The sequence below is a fragment of the Streptomyces sp. NPDC045026 genome, assembly GCF_056432625.1.
The window spans coordinates 150753-169611 of the sequence record NZ_JBWKIS010000006.1 but is presented as its reverse complement, the minus strand read 5'-3'; the positions used below and the strand labels follow the sequence as shown (position 1 = coordinate 169611).

Sequence of the window (18859 nt, the reverse complement as noted above, 5' to 3'; positions counted from 1 at the left end):
GGCTGTGCCGGGCCGGGTCCAGGGCCAGGTCCCGGGTCGGATCCGCACGCGGAGGACCGTTTCTTCTAGGCGTCGCCCGGTGAGTCGTCACCGGAGGGCATCCGCGCCGCCAGGATCTGCTCGATGACCGCGGCCACGCCGTCGTCGTTGTTGGGCACCGTGTGGCCCGACGCGGCGGCGAGCACGTCCGGGTGCGCGTTGCCCATCGCGAACGAGGTGCCGGCCCAGCGGAGCATCTCCATGTCGTTGGGCATGTCCCCGAAGGCGACGACCTCGGCCGCCTTGATGCCGCGCTCGGCGCAGCACAGTGCGAGGGTGCTGGCCTTGGAGACGCCGGGGCCGCTGATCTCCAGGAGCGCGCTCGGGCTGGAACGGGTGATCGCCGCGCGGTCGCCGACAGCCGCACGGGCGAGGGCGAGGAATTCATCGGGGGCGAGGTCCGCGTGGTACGCGAGCAGCTTGAGGACGGGCTGGTCCGCACAGGGCGAGCCGTCGGCGAGGAGCTTCTCGGCGGCCGCGACGCTCTCCCCTGCCTCCAGGTGCAGCGGCGGGTACGTCGGCTCGTGATGGAGGCCGCCGGTCCGCTCGACCGCGAAGGCCGTACCGGGCGCGGCGGCGCGCAGGATGTGTACGACGTCGAGGGCGATCTCCGGGGCGAGGTCCCTGACCTTCACGAACCGGTGGCGGCCGGGGCCGCCGTGCAGATCCACCACGGCCGCGCCGTTCCCGCAGATCGCCAGGCCGTGGCCGTGCACGTGGTCACTGACGACGTCCATCCAGCGGGCCGGCCTGCCGGTCACGAAGAAGACCTCGATGCCCGCCTGCTCGGCGGCGGCGAGTGCGGCGACCGTGCGCGGCGAGACGGACTTGTCGTCGCGCAGCAGCGTGCCGTCCAGGTCCGTGGCGACGAGCCGGGGCGCGGGGGCGTTGGCGGCCGGGGTCCAGGGCCGAGGAGTCGGTGAGGTCACCGCACCAGTGTCCCGCACATGCGCGCATGGGCGTGCACGGGCGTGCAGTGGGGCGCGCAGATGAGTACGGTCCTCGCGCAGGCGCCCCACCGTTTCCGCCGCGTCGCCGCGGGGCCTCAGCCGAGCTGGGCGAGGGCCTCCGTGGCGATGCTCTCGAAGACCTTCTCGTCGGCGGCGAAGTCCGAGTCGGGGATGGGCCAGTGGATCACGATCTCGGTGATGCCCAGGGCCGCGTGCTTGCCGGCGAAGTCCACGAAGGCGTCCACGGACTCCAGCGGACGGTTGCGGTCCGGGGTGAATCCGGTGAGGAGGACCTTGTCGAGCTCGGCGGCGTCCCGGCCGATCCCGGCGCAGGCGTCGGCGAGCTTGGCCGCCTGTCCGCGAATGGCTTGAATCGACTCCTCGGGGGTGCCCGTCTCGAACAGCTTCGGGTCGCCCGTCGTCACCCATGCCTGCCCGTGCCGGGCTGCCAGCTTCAGCCCGCGCGGTCCGGTTGCGGCCACCGCGAAGGGGAGCCTGGGCCGCTGCACGCACCCCGGGATGTTCCGCGCCTCCTGGGCCGAGTAGAACTCACCGTCGTACGTCACCGAGTCCTCGCTCAGCAGCCGGTCGAGCAGCGGTACGAACTCGGCGAAGTGGTCGGCCCGTTCGCGTGGGGACCACGGTTCCTCGCCGGCCTTCAGGAGCGTCGTCGCGTCGAAGCCGTTGCCGCCCGCGCCGATGCCGAGGGTGATCCGGCCGCCGGAGATGTCGTCAAGGGTGATCAGTTCCTTGGCCAGCGTGACCGGGTGCCGGAAGTTCGGCGAGGTCACGAGCGTGCCGAGGCGCATCCGTTCCGTGACGGACGCGGCGGCGGTCAGGGTCGGCACGGCGCCGAACCACGGGCCGTCGCGGAAGGTCCGCCAGGCCAGGTGGTCGTAGGTGTACGCGGTGTGGAAGCCCAGCTCCTCGGCGCGCTGCCACGTGGCTCGGCTGCCCTCGTGCCAGCGGCGGTGGGGCAGGATCACGGTGCTCAGACGCAGGGCGGGCGTGGGCTGACGGGGCTGATCGCTCATGCCCCAGAGCCTAAGCGGCGCGTACCGGGCGTGGGTCGGGGGTGACGGGGGCGTGAGGCTCCGTGTCACGCAGGTCCGGCTGGTCTCAGCTCATCTCAGCTGGTCTCAGCCGGGAAACCGCAGGTAGCGGGGTGGGACGGCCTCCGTGAGCCAGACGCCGTTGGCGCTGACGCGGAACGTGTGGCCGTCCCGGTGCATCGCTCCCGCGTCGACGGACAGCACGACGGGGCGGCCGCGGCGGGCGCCGACGCGGGTGGCGGTCTCGCGGTCGGGCGAGAGATGGACGTCGTGCCGGCTCATGGGCCGCAGCCCTTCGGCGCGGATGGCGTCCAGGGCCGCGGCGACGGTGCCGTGGTAGAGGTACGCGGGCGGGGTCGCCGGGGGCAGCCCGAGGTCGACGTCCACGGTGTGGCCCTGGCTGGCGCGGATCCGGGAGCCCTCGATCGCGAAGCGCCGTTTGTCGTTGGCGGCGACGACATGGTCGAGCTCGTCCCGCGTGATGCGGAAGCCATGGGCGGCGGCCGTGGCGAGCAGCGTCCCGATCTCGACCCAGCCGCCCTCGTCAAGGGTCAGTCCGATCCGCTCCGGCTGGTGCCGCAGGTGTTTCGAGAGGTACTTCGACACCTTGACGGTGCGTCTTTCATCCATCCCGCCAGAGTGGCGGGCGTCTCACTCCTCGTGCACGTGATTTTTCTGTTCGCAGGTTTGATCCACAGCCAAGTTCGGTTATCCACAGGGGATTTGGCGATTCTGTGGACAACTGTCAGGCGATTGGCGGCATTTGGTCAACAGGAGTGGAATTGCGGTGGTTTGAGGTAAGAGTGTCCAATGCCCTTGCCTGTACCTCCCGCTCGGTTGCCACGGCGATGAACTCGGCGACGTTCTCCGCGCCAACCAGACTCTGTACAGCGCGAATCGTGTCGGCGGGAAGCGGCACTGAATGAGCCTCCTCCACCTGCGGAGTGACCGGGCCCTCCGACAGGTGTCGGTGGAGATGCCGGGTGGCGAACAGCTTCATGGCACGCGCCAGTTCGGCGTCGACGGACTGCTGGGCGAGGGGCCGGAGCCTGCGTACGAGTAAGGCCGCCTCCGCCGCTTCCGCATCCGTCGGGGGCAACGGGCCGAGATAGCGCGCGAAGACATGCTCGGTCGTGAACTCGAGGAAGCGCGTGGCGATGTGCTCGATCTGACCCCTCAACTCCCGCAGATGAGCGGAGATCGCGGGCAAGGGGACACCGGAAGCGTGCAACTCGGCGGCCACGGCGAGCTCTTGGGGACTCGGCACGAGGAACTCATCTTCGTGTCCCGGGATCTGTTCCAGGATCCCGAGTGCCACCGCGTCGGCGATGGCAGCCTCGTCCTCGCTGCCCCCGAACCGCGCCGCCAGATCGGCGCGCGAGATCCGGTCGGCCTCCTCGTCGGTCCACGGCCCGTCGACCTCCGCGACCAGGCCGAGCACACCCCCGAGCCCGCGTCCCGCGTCCCACGCCTCGAGCAGCTCCTTGATCGAGGCCAGGGTGTACCCGCGGTCGAGGAGGTCGGCGATCTGCCGCAGCCGGGCCAGATGCGTGTCCCCGTACACATTGGCCCTGCCGCGCCGCTCGGGGCGGGGGAGCAGCCCGCGGTCCTGGTAGGCACGGATGGTGCGGACCGTGGCGCCGCTGCGGTGCGCCAGGTCCTCGATCCGGTACTCGGCCACAGCCTGCTCCGTCACGCTTCACATCCCTCTGCCGTGCCGTGTGGGAAGACGGCGCCGCCCCGGATCCGGACGCCGGCCGCGTACGGCCGGACGAAACGAAAGACCCTAGGACAGAGCGGTCCGGCCGATCGCGCCCGCCGCCGTCCTGGCCGCGGGCGACCGGGCCAGGTACTCGACGGCCTTGCGCAGCGACCCCTCCTGCGAGGGATGGTACGACCGCCGCAGATAGCGGGGTATCGCCGCACCCAGCTCCCGCCAGCTGGGCAGCAGTCCCTTGCGCACCGCCCTGTTGTGTTCGGCGAGCGAGTAGCGCAGGCGGCCGGCGAGCTGCGGGTCGTGCCGGATGAGATAGGCGGCGCCCCAGGCCCACAGGTACAGCATCACGGGAGCGGTGACGGCCATGCCCGCGAGCCGCCGGGCATAGCGGGGCAGGCCCTCGCCGCCGCAGTGCTGGTACATGTCGAAGGCGACCGCACGGTGCTCGACCTCCTCCGCGCCGTGCCAGCGCAGCAGGTCGAGCATGACCTCGTCCGCGCTCGCCGCGTCGAGCCCTTCGGCGTGCAGCACCCAGTTGCCCAGGACCGCGGTGAACTGCTCGATCGCCGCGACGACGGAGAGCCGGAAGCGCAGCCACTCCTGGGTGGAGACCGGGGCGCCCAGCGGCGGCCGCTCGCCGAGGAGCTTCTCGAAGAGGAAGTCGACGTGCTTCGTGAAGTCCCCGGTGTCGAGCCGCTGTGCCGCCAGATGGTCGAGCACGTACGCGTGCTGCACGCTGTGCGTGGCCTCCTGGCCCATGAATCCCTTGACGTCCCCCAGGAGTTCGGGTTCGTCGACGAGCGGCAGGCCTTCTTTGAAGACCTTCACGAACCACCGCTCCCCCGCTGGGAGCAGCAGGTGCAGCACATTGATGACGTGCGTCGCCGCGGGCTCGTCCGGGATCCAGTGCAGCGGTGTCTTCTCCCAGTCGAAGGAGACGCGGCGCGGGGTGATCGCGTAGTGCCCGGTGGCTTCGGTGGGCCCGGTGTGCTCCTCGGTACTCACAACGGCGGCTCCAATCGTGCGACGGCGCGCAGGGCCTTGGGCATGAAGCGGGACATGAGGTGGGCGCCGCGGGCCTCCGGTGTGACGGGGACGACTGCCTGATTGCGTACGACGGCGGACAGGATCGCGTCGGCGACCTTCTCCGGCGGGTAGTTACGCAGGCCGTACAGGCGCGAGGACTTCTTCTGGCGGCGCTTCTCCTCCTCGGCGTCGACCCCGGCGAAGCGGGCCGTCGCCGTGATGTTCGTGTTCACCAGGCCGGGGCAGATCGCGGAGACGCCGATCCCCTGGCCCGCCAGCTCGGCGCGCAGGCACTCGCTGAGCATGAGGACGGCCGCCTTGGACGTGCTGTAGGCGGGCAGCGCCTTGGAGGGCTGGTACGCGGCCGCGGACGCCGTGTTCACGATGTGGCCGCCCTGTCCGCGCTCGGCCATCTGCTTGCCGAAGAGGCGGCAACCGTGAATGACACCCCACAGATTGACGTCGAGGACCTTCTTCCAGTCCTCCGGCGTGGTGTCGAAGAACGACCCGGACAGGCCTATGCCCGCGTTGTTCACCAGGACGTCGACGATGCCGTACTCGGCGGCGACCTTCTCGGCGAGCTTCTCCATGGCCTGCTCGTCGGTGACGTCGACGGTCTCGGCCCACGCCTGGGGGGCGCCTATGAGCTGGGCCATCTCGGCGGTGCGGGCGGCGCTCTCCGTGTCCCGGTCGACGGCCACCACGCGCGCGCCGGCCTCGGCGAACGCGAAGGCGGTGGCCCGCCCGATCCCGCTTCCCGCACCCGTCACCAGCACGAGCTGGCCGCCGAAGCGCTCGGCGTGCTTGCCCGTCGCCTTCGTACGCTGTGCGGGCACGCCCGCTTCCCGCTCCTCGTGCGCCAGGACGAACTCGCTGATCCACGCGGACAGTTGGTCCGGACGGGTGCGCGGCACCCAGTGCTTGGCCGGCAGGGTGCGGCGGACCAGCCCCGGTGCCCACAGCTCCAGTTCGTCGTAGAGACGCTCGGACAGGAAGATGTCGCCGAGGGGCAGGACGAGCTGCACCGGCGCGTGCGCGTACGCGTCCTCGCGGGGCCGGCTCAGCCGCGCCCGTACGTTGTCCCGGTAGAGCCAGGCGCCGTGGGCCGCGTCCGAGGGCAGGGACGGTGTCGGATAGTCGCCCGCCGGCACCTTCTCCATGCGTTCGAGGATCTTCGGCCAGCGCTTGCCGAGCGGCCCGCGCCACGCGAGCTCGGGCAGCACGGGGGTGTGCAGCATGTACACGTACCAGGACTTGGCGCCCTGGCCGAGCAGCTGGCCCACCCTGCGGGGCGTCGGCCGCGACATGCGCTTCTTGATCCAGTGCCCGAAGTGGTCGAGCGACGGGCCCGACATCGACGTGAAGGACGCGATCCTGCCCTCGGTGCGCTTGACCGTGGCGAACTCCCAGGACTGCACCGAACCCCAGTCGTGGCCGACCAGATGGACCGGCCTGTCCGGGCTGACCGCGTCGGCCACCGCGAGGAAGTCGTCCGTCAGCTTCTCCAGCGTGAACCCGCCGCGCAGCGGCGTCGGCGCCGTCGACCTGCCGTGGCCCCGCACGTCGTACAGGACCACATGGAAGCGGTCCGCGAGCCGCTCGGCGACCTCCGACCACACCTCCTTGGAGTCCGGGTACCCGTGCACGAGCAGCACCGTGGGCCGGGTCGGGTCGCCCAGCTCGGCCACGCACAGCTCGATACCGCCCGTGCTGACCCAGCGCTCCCGCGCGCCGGCCAGTCCCTTGAGTCCCGCCATCAGATGCCCTCCGCCCAGCGCCGCACGTGCGGCAGATCTTCGTCCAGCCAGAACGCGCTCTGTTCGGGGTCCTTGGAGTCGGTGACGACGAGGATCTCCTCGAACTTCGCGCCCGTACCCCGGAAGCCGAGGTGCGGCTCCACTGCCCAGAGGCCCGGCTGCGGCGGATGGTCGGAGAACTTGTACGGCGACCACAGCGGGGACCAGCCGTCCCGGTGTCCATGGATCGCGTCGCTCGCGAGCCCTTTCAGGGACTGCGTGCCGAAGCCGAACAGCGTCGGGGAGATCCGGCGCTCCTTGACCCGGTCCACCTTGTGCGCGATCACCCCGAACGGGTACGCGCGATGGCGGTTCGCATAGCCCTGGCGGACCATGAGCCGGTCCACATCCTCGTAGATCTCCCGCAGGGAACGGCGCTCGCGCACCTCGCGGACGATCAGCTCGCGGTGCGCCTCGAGGTCGGCGAGCAGCTTGTCCTGCACGGGATTGAGGCCGAGCGAGCCCGAGTAGCCGATGTCAGCCGTAAAGCCCTTGTAGACCGGGGCCATGTCGAGGATGAACGGCATCCCCGCCTCCAGCTTCCGGTTCGTCGGGAAGAACTGGAGCGGTATCCGGAAGTCGGCGAATGCCGTGCGGTCGCCGAACCAGGCGAAGGGCAGATGGAACCAGTCGCGCACCCCGCGCTCCCGCAGCCACTCCCGCTGCATCCGGGCGGCCTCGCGCTCCGTCACGCCCGGTTTGAGCTGCGCCGCGACCGCCTCCGCGCACTCGTACGCGAGGGACTGGACTTCTCTGAACCCCCGCAGCTCCGCGGAGAGTTCCCGTACCACTGCTGGGGTCATGCCACCGTCCGTCCGTGTCCGGTTCGTTGCCGTACGCGCTCGTAACTTGACACTGATGAATGTGACAATGGTTGGAGGCTGCGTCAAGGGGTGTGCACGGGAGCCTGTGGAAAACTCCGGGAGCTCACGGAGGGCGACTCAGGGAGGAACCCCTAGGGACCCGTAGTACTCGAGTCTGAGACAGGGACAACCCCCTGGTCTGACGACCCGTGTGGTCTGCGCCACTACCTTCGAGGTGTGACTGTGATCGCGACCGAAAGCCTGAGCAAGCGGTTCCCCCGGGTGACCGCGCTTGACCGGCTCTCCATGGACATCGGGCCCGGTGTGACGGGACTCGTCGGAGCCAATGGAGCCGGCAAGTCCACACTGATCAAGATCCTTCTGGGTCTGTCCCCCGCCACGGAGGGCCGCGCCGCCGTGCTCGGCCTCGACGTGGCCACCGAAGGCGCCGCCATCCGCGAACGCGTCGGCTACATGCCGGAACACGACTGCCTGCCGCCCGACGTCTCCGCCACCGAGTTTGTCGTCCACATGGCGCGCATGTCGGGTCTGCCGCCCACCGCGGCCCGCGAGCGCACCGCCGACACCCTGCGTCACGTCGGCCTTTACGAAGAGCGCTACCGCCCCATCGGCGGCTACTCCACGGGCATGAAGCAGCGCGTGAAGCTCGCGCAGGCTCTTGTCCACGACCCGCAGCTCGTCTTCCTCGACGAACCGACGAACGGTCTCGACCCCGTCGGCCGCGACGACATGCTCGACCTGATCCGCCGCGTCCACGCCGACTTCGGCATCTCGGTCCTCGTCACCTCGCACCTCCTGGGCGAGCTGGAGCGCACTTGTGACCACGTCGTCGTGGTCGACGGCGGAAAGCTTCTGCGCTCCAGTTCCACCACGGACTTCACCCAGACCACGACGACCCTGGCGATCGAGGTCACCGACTCCGACGAACACCCGGACGGCACCCGCGCGTTGCGCGAGGCCTTCGCCCGGCGCGGCATCGAGACCGCGACCGGCGGCGAGCTGCCCGGCGCCGGACACACGGTGCTGATCACCACCCAGAGCGACGACACCTACGACCTCGTGCGCGACACCGTCGCCGAGCTCGGCCTCGGGCTGATCCGGATGGAACAGCGCAGGCACCACATCGCGGAGGTCTTCCGCTCAGAGACGGACAACGAGCGGAAGGAGGCGGTCACCCATGGCGGTTGAGCAGTCCCTCACCCCCGCCGGTGAGCAGACCCGCATCCACAACATCGGCTATCGCCACTACGACGGCCCGCGCCTCGGCCGCGCCTACGCCCGGCGTTCGCTCTTCTCCCAGAGCCTGCGCGGCGCCTACGGCCTGGGCCGCTCGGCCAAGTCCAAAGTGCTGCCGATGCTGCTCTTCGTAGTGATGTGCGTCCCCGCGCTGATCATGGTCGCGGTGGCCGTCACCACCAAGCTGAGAGACCTGCCGGTCGACTACACGCGCTACGCGATCCTCCTGCAGGCCGTCATCGCGCTCTATCTCGCCTCCCAGGCGCCCCAGTCCGTCTCGCGCGACCTGCGCTTCAAGACGGTCCCCCTGTACTTCTCCCGCCCCATCGAGCGCGGTGACTACGTCCTGGCGAAGTACGCGGCCATGACATCCGCCCTCTTCGCCCTCACGGCGGCCCCGCTGATCGTGCTCTACGTAGGCGCGCTGCTCGCCAAGCTCGACTTCGCCGAACAGACCAAGGGATTCGCCCAGGGACTGGTCTCCGTGGCCCTGCTCTCACTGCTCTTCGCCGGCATCGGCCTCGTAGTCTCGGCGGTCACGCCCCGCCGCGGCTTCGGCATCGCGGCCGTCATCGCCGTCATGACCATCTCCTACGGAGCGGTCTCCACCGTCCAGGCCATCGCCGAGTCGCAGGACAACAGCGGCGCGATCACCTGGCTCGGCCTCTTCTCGCCGGTCACCCTCATCGACGGCGTACAGACCGCCTTCCTCGGCGCCACCTCCGCCTTCCCCGGCGGACACGGCCCCTCGACCGGCCAGGGCATCGTCTATCTGCTCGTCGTGCTCGGACTCATCGCGGGCTGCTACGGCCTCCTGATGCGTCGCTACCGGAAGGTCGGACTGTGACCACGATCAACATCGACCACGTATCGCGCTGGTTCGGCAACGTGGTGGCGGTCAACGACATCACGATGACGATCGCCCCCGGCGTCACCGGTCTCCTCGGCCCGAACGGCGCGGGGAAGTCCACCCTCATCAACATGATGGGCGGCTTCCTCGCCCCGTCGAACGGAACGGTCACCCTCGACGGGGAGCCGATCTGGCGCAACGAACAGATTTACCGCCACATCGGCATCGTCCCCGAGCGCGAGGCGATGTACGACTTCCTCACTGGGCGTGAATTCGTCGTCGCCAACGCCGAGTTGCAGGGTCTCGGCACGCACGAGGCGCAGAAGGCGCTCGCCACGGTCGAGATGGAGTACGCGCAGGACCGCAAGATCTCGACGTACTCCAAGGGCATGCGGCAGCGCGTCAAGATGGCGTCCGCCCTTGTCCACGAGCCGTCCGTGCTGCTGCTCGACGAGCCGTTCAACGGCATGGACCCGCGCCAGCGCATGCAGCTCATGGACCTCCTGCGCCGCATGGGCGCCGAGGGCCGCACAGTCCTCTTCTCGTCCCACATCCTCGAGGAGGTCGAGCAGCTCGCCTCCCACATCGAGGTGATCGTCGCCGGGCGCCATGCGGCCGGCGGTGACTTCCGCAAGATCCGCCGCCTGATGACCGACCGCCCGCACCGCTATCTCATCCGCTCCAGCGACGACCGCGCCCTCGCGGCCGCGCTGATCGCGGACCCGTCCACCGCGGGCATCGAAGTCGACCTCAAGGAGGGCGCGTTGCGCGTCCAGGCCGTCGACTTCGGCCGGTTCACCACCCTGCTGCCCCAGGTCGCCAAGGCCCACGGCATCAGACTGCTCACGGTCTCGCCGTCCGACGAGTCCCTCGAGTCCGTGTTCTCGTACCTGGTCGCGGCGTAGGAGGCCCTGATGTACGACCCCACTGTCGCCCGGCTCACTTACCGAGCCCTGCTCGGCCGCCGCCGGGCCCTCATCCTGTGTGCCCTGCCCGTCCTGCTCATCGCCATCTCCGCGCTCGTGCGCGGCCTCACCGGAGCGGACGACCAGATCGCCGCCGACGTCCTGGGCGGGTTCGCGCTCGCCACGATGGTCCCGATCATCGGCGTCATCGCGGGCACGGGCGCGATCGGCCCCGAGATCGACGACGGCTCCGTCGTCTACCTCCTCGCGAAGCCGATCAAGCGCCCGACGATCATCTTCACCAAGCTGATCGTCGCCATCGCCGTGACCATGGTGTTCTCCGCGGTCCCCACGCTGATCGCGGGCCTGATCCTGAACGGGAACGGGCAGCAGATCGCCGTCGCCTACACGATCGCGGCCCTCGTCGCCTCCATCGCGTACGCAGCGCTCTTCCTGCTCCTCGGCACGATCACGCGCCACGCGGTGGTCTTCGGCCTCGTCTACGCCCTGGTCTGGGAAGCGCTCTTCGGGTCGCTCGTGGCCGGTGCGCGCACCCTCAGCGTGCAGCAGTGGTCCCTCGCCGTGGCCCACAAGGTGGCGGGCGGCGACCTCATCACCTCGGACGTCGGCCTTCCCCTCGCCACCGTCCTGCTGGCCGGAGTCACCGTTCTCGCCACCTGGTACGCGGGCCAGAAGCTGCGCACGCTGAAGCTCGCCGGCGAGGAGTGACGGATCTCGACAGCGGCTTCACCCTCCCGTCAGGACACTGGTCGGGAGGGTGACCTGCAATCCAGGAGACCGACCGTTCTCCAGGAAGGTGACCTGTTCCAGGAGGAGCGGAGATGGCGGCGGAGCACGAGCGCGACGAGACGTGGGAGGACGTGCGCCTCGACGAGGACTTCATACGGTCGGCCGAGACCACGGAGCCGTCCGCGCGGGCCCGCATGCTCGCCGCCCGCTGGCGCAACGAGTCCCCGGAACCCCAGCCGTGGCGCTCCGACGAGCCGCCCGCGGGCTGGTTCTTCAGCCGCGCCCGACGCCGCAAGTGGCGCAGGAGCTAGGGCCTTCTCGTTTGGATCATGCCGGGCCCTGTTTTATTCGGTGGCGCCCAACTCCCAGTGGCGGCACAGTAGTTCTGTAACCGCGCCGCGCACGGCGCCCGCCTACTGGGAGAGGAGCGAGACGATGTCGGTCAAGATTCCGTCGAGCTCCCGGCAGGGCAGCCCACAGCCGGCTCCGGAGTAGTTACTCACTCCGTTTGAGCCGGCTCACGGGGAGGCTGCCCGGGGCGGCCGCTTCGAGCGCGCACCTTCCAGGTGCGCGGGCCGCCCACCCAGGCTTTCAGTGCCGTACCCCTTCGGGGAACGGCACGCGCTGACGGCCGCGCCGACGGCGCGGCCGTCAGCCCAGCAGGCGTTCCAGGACCACCGCGATGCCGTCGTCCGCGTTCGACGTCGTGACCTCGTCCGCGACGGCCTTGAGTTCCGCATGGGCGTTGGCCATGGCCACCCCATGTGCCGCCCAGCCGAACATCGGGATGTCGTTGGGCATGTCGCCGAAAGCGATCGTGTCGGCCGCCTTCGCGCCCAGCCGGCGCGCGGCGAGCGAGAGACCGGTCGCCTTGGACAGACCGAGCGGCAGCAGCTCGACGATGCCCTCGCCCGCCATCGTGACGCCCACCAGATCACCGGCCACGGCCAGCGCCGCGGCGGCCAGCTCGTCGTCGGTCATGCCAGGGTGCTGTATGTACATCTTGTTCAGCGGCGCCGCCCACAGCTCGGTGACATCCGTGAACGGGATGACCGGCAGCGGGCCTTCCTGCACCTGGTACCCCGGCCCCACTATGACCGCGCCCTCGAGGCCGTCACGGCTCGCGGCCAGGGCCAGCGGCCCGGTCTCCGCCTCGATCTTGGAGAGCGCGAGACCGGCCAGCTGCCGGTCGAGCGTCACCGACGTCAGCAGCCGGTGCTCGCCGGCGTGATAGACCTGCGCGCCCTGCCCGCACACCGCGAGGCCCTCGTAGCCGAGGTCGTCGAGGATGTGCCGGGTCCAGGGCACGGCCCGTCCGGTCACGATGATGTGGGCGGCGCCCGCCGCGGTGACCGCGGTGAGCGCCTCACGAGTCCGCTCGGAGACCGTGTCGTCGGGCCGCAGAAGCGTCCCGTCGAGGTCGGTCGCGACGAGTTTGTACGGGAACGGGTGGTCGAGCGGAGCAGGGTGGCTCACTTGTTGATCGGCTCCAGGATCTTTCGGCCCCCCAAGTAAGGACGCAGCACCTCGGGCACCCTCACGGAGCCGTCTGCCTGCTGGTGATTCTCCAGGATGGCCACAATGGTGCGCGGCACCGCGCACAGCGTGCCGTTCAGCGTCGACAGCGGCTGGACCTTCTTGCCGTCGCGCATCCGGATGGACAGGCGGCGGGCCTGGAAGCCGTCACAGTTCGACGCCGAGGTCAGCTCGCGGTACTTGCCCTGCGTGGGGATCCACGCCTCGCAGTCGAACTTGCGCGAGGCCGAGGACCCGAGGTCGCCGGTCGCCACGTCGATGACCTGGAAGGGCAGTTCGAGGCCGGTCAGCCACTGCTTCTCCCACTCCAGCAGCCGCTTGTGCTCGGCCTCTGCGTCCTCGGGAGCGACGTACGAGAACATCTCGACCTTGTCGAACTGGTGCACGCGGAAGATGCCCCGGGTGTCCTTGCCGTACGTACCGGCCTCGCGGCGGAAGCACGGGGAGAAGCCGGCGTAGCGCAGCGGCAGCTTGTCCGCGTCGAGGATCTCGTCCATGTGGTACCCGGCGAGCGCGACCTCGGAGGTGCCGACCAGGTAGTAGTCGTCCTTCTCCAGGTGGTACACGTTCTCCGCGGCCTGGCCGAGGAAGCCTGTGCCCTCCATGGCGCGCGGGCGCACCAGCGCCGGCGTCAGCATCGGGATGAAGCCGGCCTCGGTGGCCTGCGCGATCGCCGCGTTCACGAGGGCGAGTTCGAGGAGCGCGCCGACGCCCGTCAGGTAGTAGAAGCGCGAGCCCGACACCTTGGCGCCGCGCTCGACGTCGATGGCGCCGAGCGCCTCGCCGAGCTCCAGGTGGTCCTTGGGCTCGAAGCCCTCGGCGCCGAAGTCACGGATCGTGCCGTGCGTCTCGAGGACGACGAAGTCCTCCTCGCCGCCGACCGGGACGTCCGTGTGCACGATGTTGCCCAGCAGGAGGGCGAGGCGCTGGGTCTCCTCGTCGGCCTCGCGCTGCTCGGCCTCGGCGCTCTTGACGGCGGCGGAGAGCTCGCCGGCCTTCTTCAGGAGCTCCTGCTTCTCGTCGGCGGGGGCCTTGGGGATCAGCTTGCCGAGCGACTTCTGCTCGGAACGGAGCTCGTCGAAGCGGAGCCCGGACGACCTGCGCCGCTCGTCGGCGGAGAGCAGGGCGTCGACGAGGGCGACGTCCTCTCCACGGGCGCGCTGGGAGGCGCGAACACGGTCGGGGTCCTCACGGAGCAGGCGAAGGTCAATCACCCCTCAAGGCTACCGGTGCGCGGTTCCACCGCACGAACCGATATCCCGTCCGTTACCTTTTGCCCGATTTGCCGGAATATGAATTCGGTAATGGTCGGCACCGAGTGGCGTAGCGACTGGCCGAAATGGATCTTCTCGGGACCGGTCGGGCGCCGTGGACGCCAGTCAATAAAAAAGGCCTCATTCCCCGAAAAGGGGCAGACGCGACATGGCCGCTTGACCAAATCCCCTTGTGTGGGGCGGGACTTGAGGGCGGGGTTGTCCACAGGAATGTGGCTCTCCGAAAAGTTATCCACAGGCTGTGCGAAAGATCTGTGGATGCCGGAAGAGATCGTTCCGAAAGCCGCATGCGCGGCGGAGGATTCCCGATCCAAACGCATCTCACACGCACTTTCGAGTGGAAATGGTTCGCTCTATAGAGTTGATCAAAGGAAAAGAGTGGACGAGGGGTGACGTGCGCACCTGTGGACGGAGTTGTGGGCTGTAGGGCGATTTGTCGACCATGTAGCGAGATGGTGTCGACTTGTCCCCAGGTCGAGAAGCACGCCTGTGGATAACTTCTGTGGATGGCGAAAATCTGCAGGTAAGACCGGTTATCGGAACGTCGAAATCCGGCGCCCGAAGACGCCGGAAACCCATCAGAACCAGTGGCCCGAAGACGTACGGACCCGTATGTCCGCAGGCGCCTCGGCCCGTATGTCCGCAGGCGCCTCAACCCTTATGCCCCGAAGGCGTCAGAAACGGCCGTCCTGGCAGTGCGCGAGCCAGTCCCACGCCGCCATGAAGTCGCCGTCGGACGTCCCCGTGCGCGGGGTGCGGACGTCCGCCACGGTGACCCCGGCCCGCGGATACGAGCCCAGGAAGCGCACCTGCGGGCAGACCCGCTTGAGCCCCATCAGCGCCTCGCCCATACGGCGGTCCGAGATGTGACCCTCCGCGTCGATGGCGAAGCAGTAGTTCCCGATGCCCTCACCGGTCGGCCGGGACTGCAGCAGCATCAGGTTGACCCCGCGCACCGCGAACTCCTGGAGCAGTTCGAGCAGCGCACCCGGGTGGTCGTCGCGCTGCCAGATGACAACCGACGTCTTGTCCGCTCCGGTCGGCGCCACGGGGCGGGCCGGCTTGCCGACGAGGACGAACCGCGTCTGCGCGTTCTCCGCGTCATGGATCTCGGTGACCAGCGGCACCAGGCCGTAGCGCTCAGCCGCGAACTCGCCTGCGAACGCCGCGTCGTAGCGGCCCTCCTGGACCAGGCGCGCACCGTCCGCGTTCGACGCCGCGGACTCCCACGTCACGTCCTCGGCGAGATTCGCCTCCATCCAGTTACGGACCTGGGGCTGAGCCGCCGGGTGGGCTGTCACCGTCTTGATGTCCGATACCTGCGTACCGGGCCTGACCAGCAGCGCGAAGGTGATGGAGAGCAGCACCTCGCGGTAGATCATCAGCGGCTCGCCGGCCACCAGCTCGTCGAGCGTGGTCGTGATGCCGCCCTCGACGGAGTTCTCGATCGGCACGAACGCCGCCTCGGCCTCGCCGTTGCGTACGGCGTCGAGTGCGGCGGGCACGGACACCATCGGAACGAGTTCCCGGGTGGCGGACTCCGGGAGCGTGCGCAGAGCAACCTCGGTGAAGGTGCCCTGGGGGCCGAGATACGCGTAGCTGGCTGACATATTGGTCACCCTAATGGGCCTCCAGCAACGCCTGCCCCACGTACTCGCCCTGCTCCACCCCGCCGGGCACCGCGAACAGCCCGCTCGACTCGTGGCGGATGAAGTCGGACAGAGCGTCTCCCCGGTCGAGCTTGCGCTGCACCGGGACGAAGCCCCGCAAGGGATCCGCCTGCCAGCAGATGAAGAGCAGTCCGGCGTCCGGGGCCCCGTCGTGGCCGATGCCGTCGTGGTACGAGAACGGGCGGCGGACCATCGCGGCGCCGCCGTTCTGGTCGGGCCGGGTGATGCGCGCGTGGGCGTTGATGGGGATGACGAGCTTGCCGTCGGCGCCGGTCTTCTCCAGGTCCGGCTCCGTGGTCTCCGTGCCGCCGGTCAGGGGCGCGCCGCCGGACTTCTTGCGTCCGATGACGTCCTCCTGTGCCTTCCCTGACAGCTTCTCCCAGTCGTCGAGCAGCATGCGGATGCGTCGTACGACCGCGTACGAGCCGCCGGCCATCCAGGCGGGCTCGCCCGAAGCGGGCACGAAGATCCGCTTGTCGAAGTCGTCGTCGGCCGGCTTCGGGTTGTTCGTCCCGTCGATCTGGCCCATGAGATTGCGGGCGGTCATGGGGTGGGACGTGGCGCCGGGCGAGCGGTTGAAGCCGTTCATCTGCCAGCGCACCCGGGCCGCCACCCCCGCGTCCCGCTGGACCGCGCGCAGGGCGTGGAACGCGACCAGCGCGTCGTTCGCGCCGATCTGCACCCACAGGTCACCGTTGCTGCGCGCCTTGTCGAGGTGGTCGGAGAAGAAGTCGGGCAGCGGGTCGAGGGCCGCCGGGCGCTGCTTCTCCAGCCCCGTACGGGAGAAGAAGCTGTGGCCGAAGCCGAAGGTGAGCGTGAGTGAGGAGGGGCCGGCGTCGCGGGCGACGTCGGTGTCGAAGCCGCCGGTCGTCTCGCCGGCCATCAGTCGCTGGGCGGTGGCCGACCAGCGGCGCATCAGGGCCGCCGCTTCCTTGCGCCCGGCGTCCGGTGCGAGATCGAAGGCGATCAGGTGCCCGCGGGACTGCATCGGGGTCGTGATGCCGGGCTGATGTTTCCCGTGAAACATCACCCGGTCGGCGCCGAGGGAGGTCAACGACGCTGCGGCGTCGGAAGGGTTCGACGACGCGGTCGCGTACCCCGCGGCGCCACCCACGGCGCCCAGGGCGAGGCCCGTCGCGCCCGCGGTACCGAGCAGCCGCCGTCGGGAGATGCCGGAGTCGGTCCGGTTCTCGGAGTCAGCCATGGTGGAGGTCAGCCGATCTTCGCGTTCTTGTTGACGGTCACTTGGTCGATGTCGGACGTGCGCACGGTGACTGCGATCTTCCAGTCGCCCGCCACGGGGATCTGTACGCCGCTCGCGCTCCAGTGTCCGGTGGCGATGTGGTCGGGAACGACCGGCAGGGGGCCGAGCTTCTTCGCGGTGAGAGTGAAGGAGACCTTCACCTCGGGGACGTCGAACGCCTTGCCGTTGGGGCGTTCCACATAGACGTGCATGTCGTTGCCGCCGGTGCGTCCGGGATCCAGGTCCAGGAGGATCGTGCCCTTGCCGTCCTGGCCGCCGGTGTCGAACGGCAGCTTCAGGGAGAGCGGCCCGGACCGCTGGGAGGCCGCCGCAGAGACGGCCTTGGCCTCCTCCTCGGTGCGGCCCGGCTCGGTGGAGGTGAGCACGGTGGTGACGACGAGCAGGACAACGGCGACACCGGCCTCGGTGAGTACGGAGCGACGCAGTCCGGAGCGGCCCGGGTCGGCGTCCCTTATCCGCTTCTCACGGGCGGTGGCGAGCGCGGCACGCTGGCGGGCGAGTTGGGCGGACCGTTTGCCGTCGGCACCGGAGTCGCCGCCAGAGCCGGAACCCGTATCGCCACCGGCACCGGAACCTGTATCGCCACCGGCACCGGCATCCCCGTCGGCACCGGAGCCCGCGTCGCGGCTGCTCCCGTCGCCTGACGACGACCCCTTCGTGGCGCCGCCGGCAGGTACCGTCACCGACTCCTCCGCCCGCGTGCGCTCCTCGATCACGGTGGTTCCGGCGGCCTCCGGGGCGAGATCCTCCGACAGGCGTCCCGTCCACTTCCGCGAGATCCAGGCGACGCCGACCAGGACGGCGACGAGCCCGATCTTCAGCAGTAGCAGTTGTCCGTACCGCGTGCCGGTGAGTGCCGACCAGGAGCCGACCTGGCGCCACGACTGGTAGAGCCCGGTCGCGGCCAGCGTGCAGACCGAGCAGAACGCCACCCGGGAGAACCGCCGGACGGCGGTGGCTTCGATCGACGGCGCGGGGTACAGGGCGACGAGCAAAGTGGTGAGTCCACCGAGCCAGGCCGCCACCGCGAGCAGGTGCAGGACGTCGACAGGCATGGCGAGTCCGGCCTGGATGCCGGTGGAGGCGTGCTCGGCCATCGCCCAGGTGGCGGCGAGACCAGCGGCGACGACCGCGCCGCCGATCGCGAGCCCGAAGGTGAGGTCCTTCTTCTCCTTAGGATCGGTCCGCTTCTCGTACGCGCCGAAGAGCACGGCGATGAAGAGCGCGGCGGCGGCCAGCAGCAGGAGCCGTGACACCAGGGCCGCGCCCGACTTGGTCTGCAGGACCTGCCCGAGCAGGGTCAGGTCGAAGATGTCTCCGACCGCGCCGGACCCCGTGTAGGAGCCGCGCATCAGGAGCATGGCGAGGGTCGCGCCGGTGAGGGTGATCCAGCCGCCCACCACGACGCGCTGCACGGGGCGTACGCCCGCTCCGCGCGGCCAGCAGGCGAGGACGAAGGCCGCGCCGCCGACGGTGAGGATGAACCCCCCGTAGGAGAGGTACCGCGCTACGCCGTAGAGCCCGCCGACGACGCCGCCGCCCGCGGTCTGGTCGGGCAGCACCGCGGTGGTCTTGGAGGGGGCGCCGATGGAGAAGGTGAACGCCCCGGAGACGGGATGGCTGTCGGCCGAGACGACCTGGTAGGCGACGGTGAACGTGCCGTCGGGCAGCCCGGAGTGGAGGGGGACGCCGTAGGTCGTGCCGCCGAGGTCGGTCGTCTTGCCGGTGTCGACGCGCTTTCCGGCCGGGTCGAGGACCCGTACGGAGCCGGCGGACATGGCGACCTCCTCGGAGAAGGTCAGGGACACCCGCGTGGGGGCCTGCTCGACCACCGCGCCCTGCTTCGGGTCGCTCCCGGTCAGCGCGGCGTGCGCGGAGACGGGCGCGGCGCCGGCGAGGAGGGCGCCGGTGACGGCGAGGAGCAGCAGCAAAAGGTGCCGGAAGCGGGGAGCGATGGTCTTCACGAACGG

General features: G+C 69.8%; 17 protein-coding genes. 5 read left to right on the top strand and 12 right to left on the bottom strand.

What is annotated here, in order from left to right; genetic code table 11:
- Positions 1 to 65: 65 nt before the first annotated feature.
- The 7 genes from AC07EJ_RS15980 to AC07EJ_RS15950 form a co-directional block, all read right to left on the bottom strand.
- Positions 66 to 968 (bottom strand): HAD-IIB family hydrolase, encoded by a 903-nt coding sequence (locus AC07EJ_RS15980; protein WP_478884414.1) that lies wholly within the window; start codon positions 966 to 968, stop codon positions 66 to 68.
- Positions 969 to 1084: 116 nt separating this feature from the next.
- On the bottom strand, positions 1085 to 2023 hold the full coding sequence (locus AC07EJ_RS15975; protein WP_389480937.1) for an LLM class flavin-dependent oxidoreductase: 939 nt from the start codon (positions 2021 to 2023) through the stop codon (positions 1085 to 1087).
- Between the two features lie 105 nt (positions 2024 to 2128).
- Positions 2129 to 2671: an RNA 2'-phosphotransferase gene (locus AC07EJ_RS15970; RefSeq protein WP_389480940.1), complete on the bottom strand. Its 543-nt coding sequence runs from the start codon at positions 2669 to 2671 to the stop codon at positions 2129 to 2131.
- 115 nt (positions 2672 to 2786) lie between these two features.
- Positions 2787 to 3737 (bottom strand): MerR family transcriptional regulator, encoded by a 951-nt coding sequence (locus AC07EJ_RS15965; protein WP_389480943.1) that lies wholly within the window; start codon positions 3735 to 3737, stop codon positions 2787 to 2789.
- A 90-nt stretch (positions 3738 to 3827) separates the two neighbouring features.
- Positions 3828 to 4763, bottom strand: coding sequence for a metal-dependent hydrolase (locus tag AC07EJ_RS15960; protein ID WP_389480945.1), 936 nt, complete (start codon positions 4761 to 4763; stop codon positions 3828 to 3830).
- Positions 4760 to 6541, bottom strand: a complete 1782-nt coding sequence (locus AC07EJ_RS15955; RefSeq protein WP_389480947.1) for an SDR family oxidoreductase — start codon at positions 6539 to 6541, stop codon at positions 4760 to 4762. Before AC07EJ_RS15955 ends, AC07EJ_RS15960 begins: the two co-directional genes overlap by 4 nt.
- A complete protein-coding gene (locus tag AC07EJ_RS15950; RefSeq protein ID WP_389480949.1) occupies positions 6541 to 7383 on the bottom strand; it encodes a M24 family metallopeptidase in 843 nt (280 codons plus the stop codon). The genes AC07EJ_RS15955 and AC07EJ_RS15950 overlap by 1 nt, the downstream gene beginning before the upstream one ends.
- 243 nt (positions 7384 to 7626) lie before the next feature.
- Here AC07EJ_RS15950 and AC07EJ_RS15945 point away from each other — a divergent pair, with 243 nt between their 5' ends.
- The 5 genes from AC07EJ_RS15945 (at position 7627) to AC07EJ_RS15925 (ending at position 11456) form a co-directional block, all read left to right on the top strand.
- Positions 7627 to 8592, top strand: a complete 966-nt coding sequence (locus AC07EJ_RS15945) for an ABC transporter ATP-binding protein (RefSeq protein WP_383890252.1) — start codon at positions 7627 to 7629, stop codon at positions 8590 to 8592.
- Complete coding sequence (locus tag AC07EJ_RS15940; protein WP_478884413.1) at positions 8582 to 9487, top strand: ABC transporter permease; 906 nt, start codon at positions 8582 to 8584, stop codon at positions 9485 to 9487. Before AC07EJ_RS15945 ends, AC07EJ_RS15940 begins: the two co-directional genes overlap by 11 nt.
- Positions 9484 to 10395 carry an ABC transporter ATP-binding protein gene (locus AC07EJ_RS15935; RefSeq protein ID WP_356277260.1) on the top strand — a complete coding sequence of 304 codons (912 nt, stop codon included), beginning with the start codon at positions 9484 to 9486 and terminating at the stop codon, positions 10393 to 10395. Before AC07EJ_RS15940 ends, AC07EJ_RS15935 begins: the two co-directional genes overlap by 4 nt.
- Before the next feature lie 9 nt (positions 10396 to 10404).
- The gene (locus tag AC07EJ_RS15930) at positions 10405 to 11124 is read left to right on the top strand and encodes an ABC transporter permease (RefSeq protein ID WP_100597167.1); all 720 of its coding nucleotides are present in this window, start codon (positions 10405 to 10407) and stop codon (positions 11122 to 11124) included.
- Between the two features lie 113 nt (positions 11125 to 11237).
- Positions 11238 to 11456, top strand: coding sequence for an SGM_3592 family protein (locus AC07EJ_RS15925; RefSeq protein WP_389480951.1), 219 nt, complete (start codon positions 11238 to 11240; stop codon positions 11454 to 11456).
- 340 nt (positions 11457 to 11796) lie between these two features.
- Here AC07EJ_RS15925 and AC07EJ_RS15920 read toward each other — a convergent pair whose 3' ends face one another.
- From AC07EJ_RS15920 to AC07EJ_RS15900, 5 genes are all read right to left on the bottom strand, one after another.
- Positions 11797 to 12621 (bottom strand): HAD family hydrolase, encoded by an 825-nt coding sequence (locus tag AC07EJ_RS15920; RefSeq protein ID WP_389480954.1) that lies wholly within the window; start codon positions 12619 to 12621, stop codon positions 11797 to 11799.
- Positions 12618 to 13895 carry a serine--tRNA ligase gene (gene serS / locus AC07EJ_RS15915; protein WP_362907819.1) on the bottom strand — a complete coding sequence of 426 codons (1278 nt, stop codon included), beginning with the start codon at positions 13893 to 13895 and terminating at the stop codon, positions 12618 to 12620. Before serS ends, AC07EJ_RS15920 begins: the two co-directional genes overlap by 4 nt.
- Before the next feature lie 734 nt (positions 13896 to 14629).
- Positions 14630 to 15565, bottom strand: a complete 936-nt coding sequence (gene pheA / locus AC07EJ_RS15910; protein WP_389480956.1) for a prephenate dehydratase — start codon at positions 15563 to 15565, stop codon at positions 14630 to 14632.
- 10 nt (positions 15566 to 15575) lie between these two features.
- Entirely contained in the window at positions 15576 to 16829 is a 1254-nt protein-coding gene (gene efeB / locus AC07EJ_RS15905; protein ID WP_389480959.1) for an iron uptake transporter deferrochelatase/peroxidase subunit, read from the bottom strand.
- Positions 16830 to 16837: 8 nt separating this feature from the next.
- A complete protein-coding gene (locus AC07EJ_RS15900; protein ID WP_389480961.1) occupies positions 16838 to 18853 on the bottom strand; it encodes a copper resistance CopC/CopD family protein in 2016 nt (671 codons plus the stop codon).
- Between the last annotated feature and the right edge of the window lie 6 nt (positions 18854 to 18859).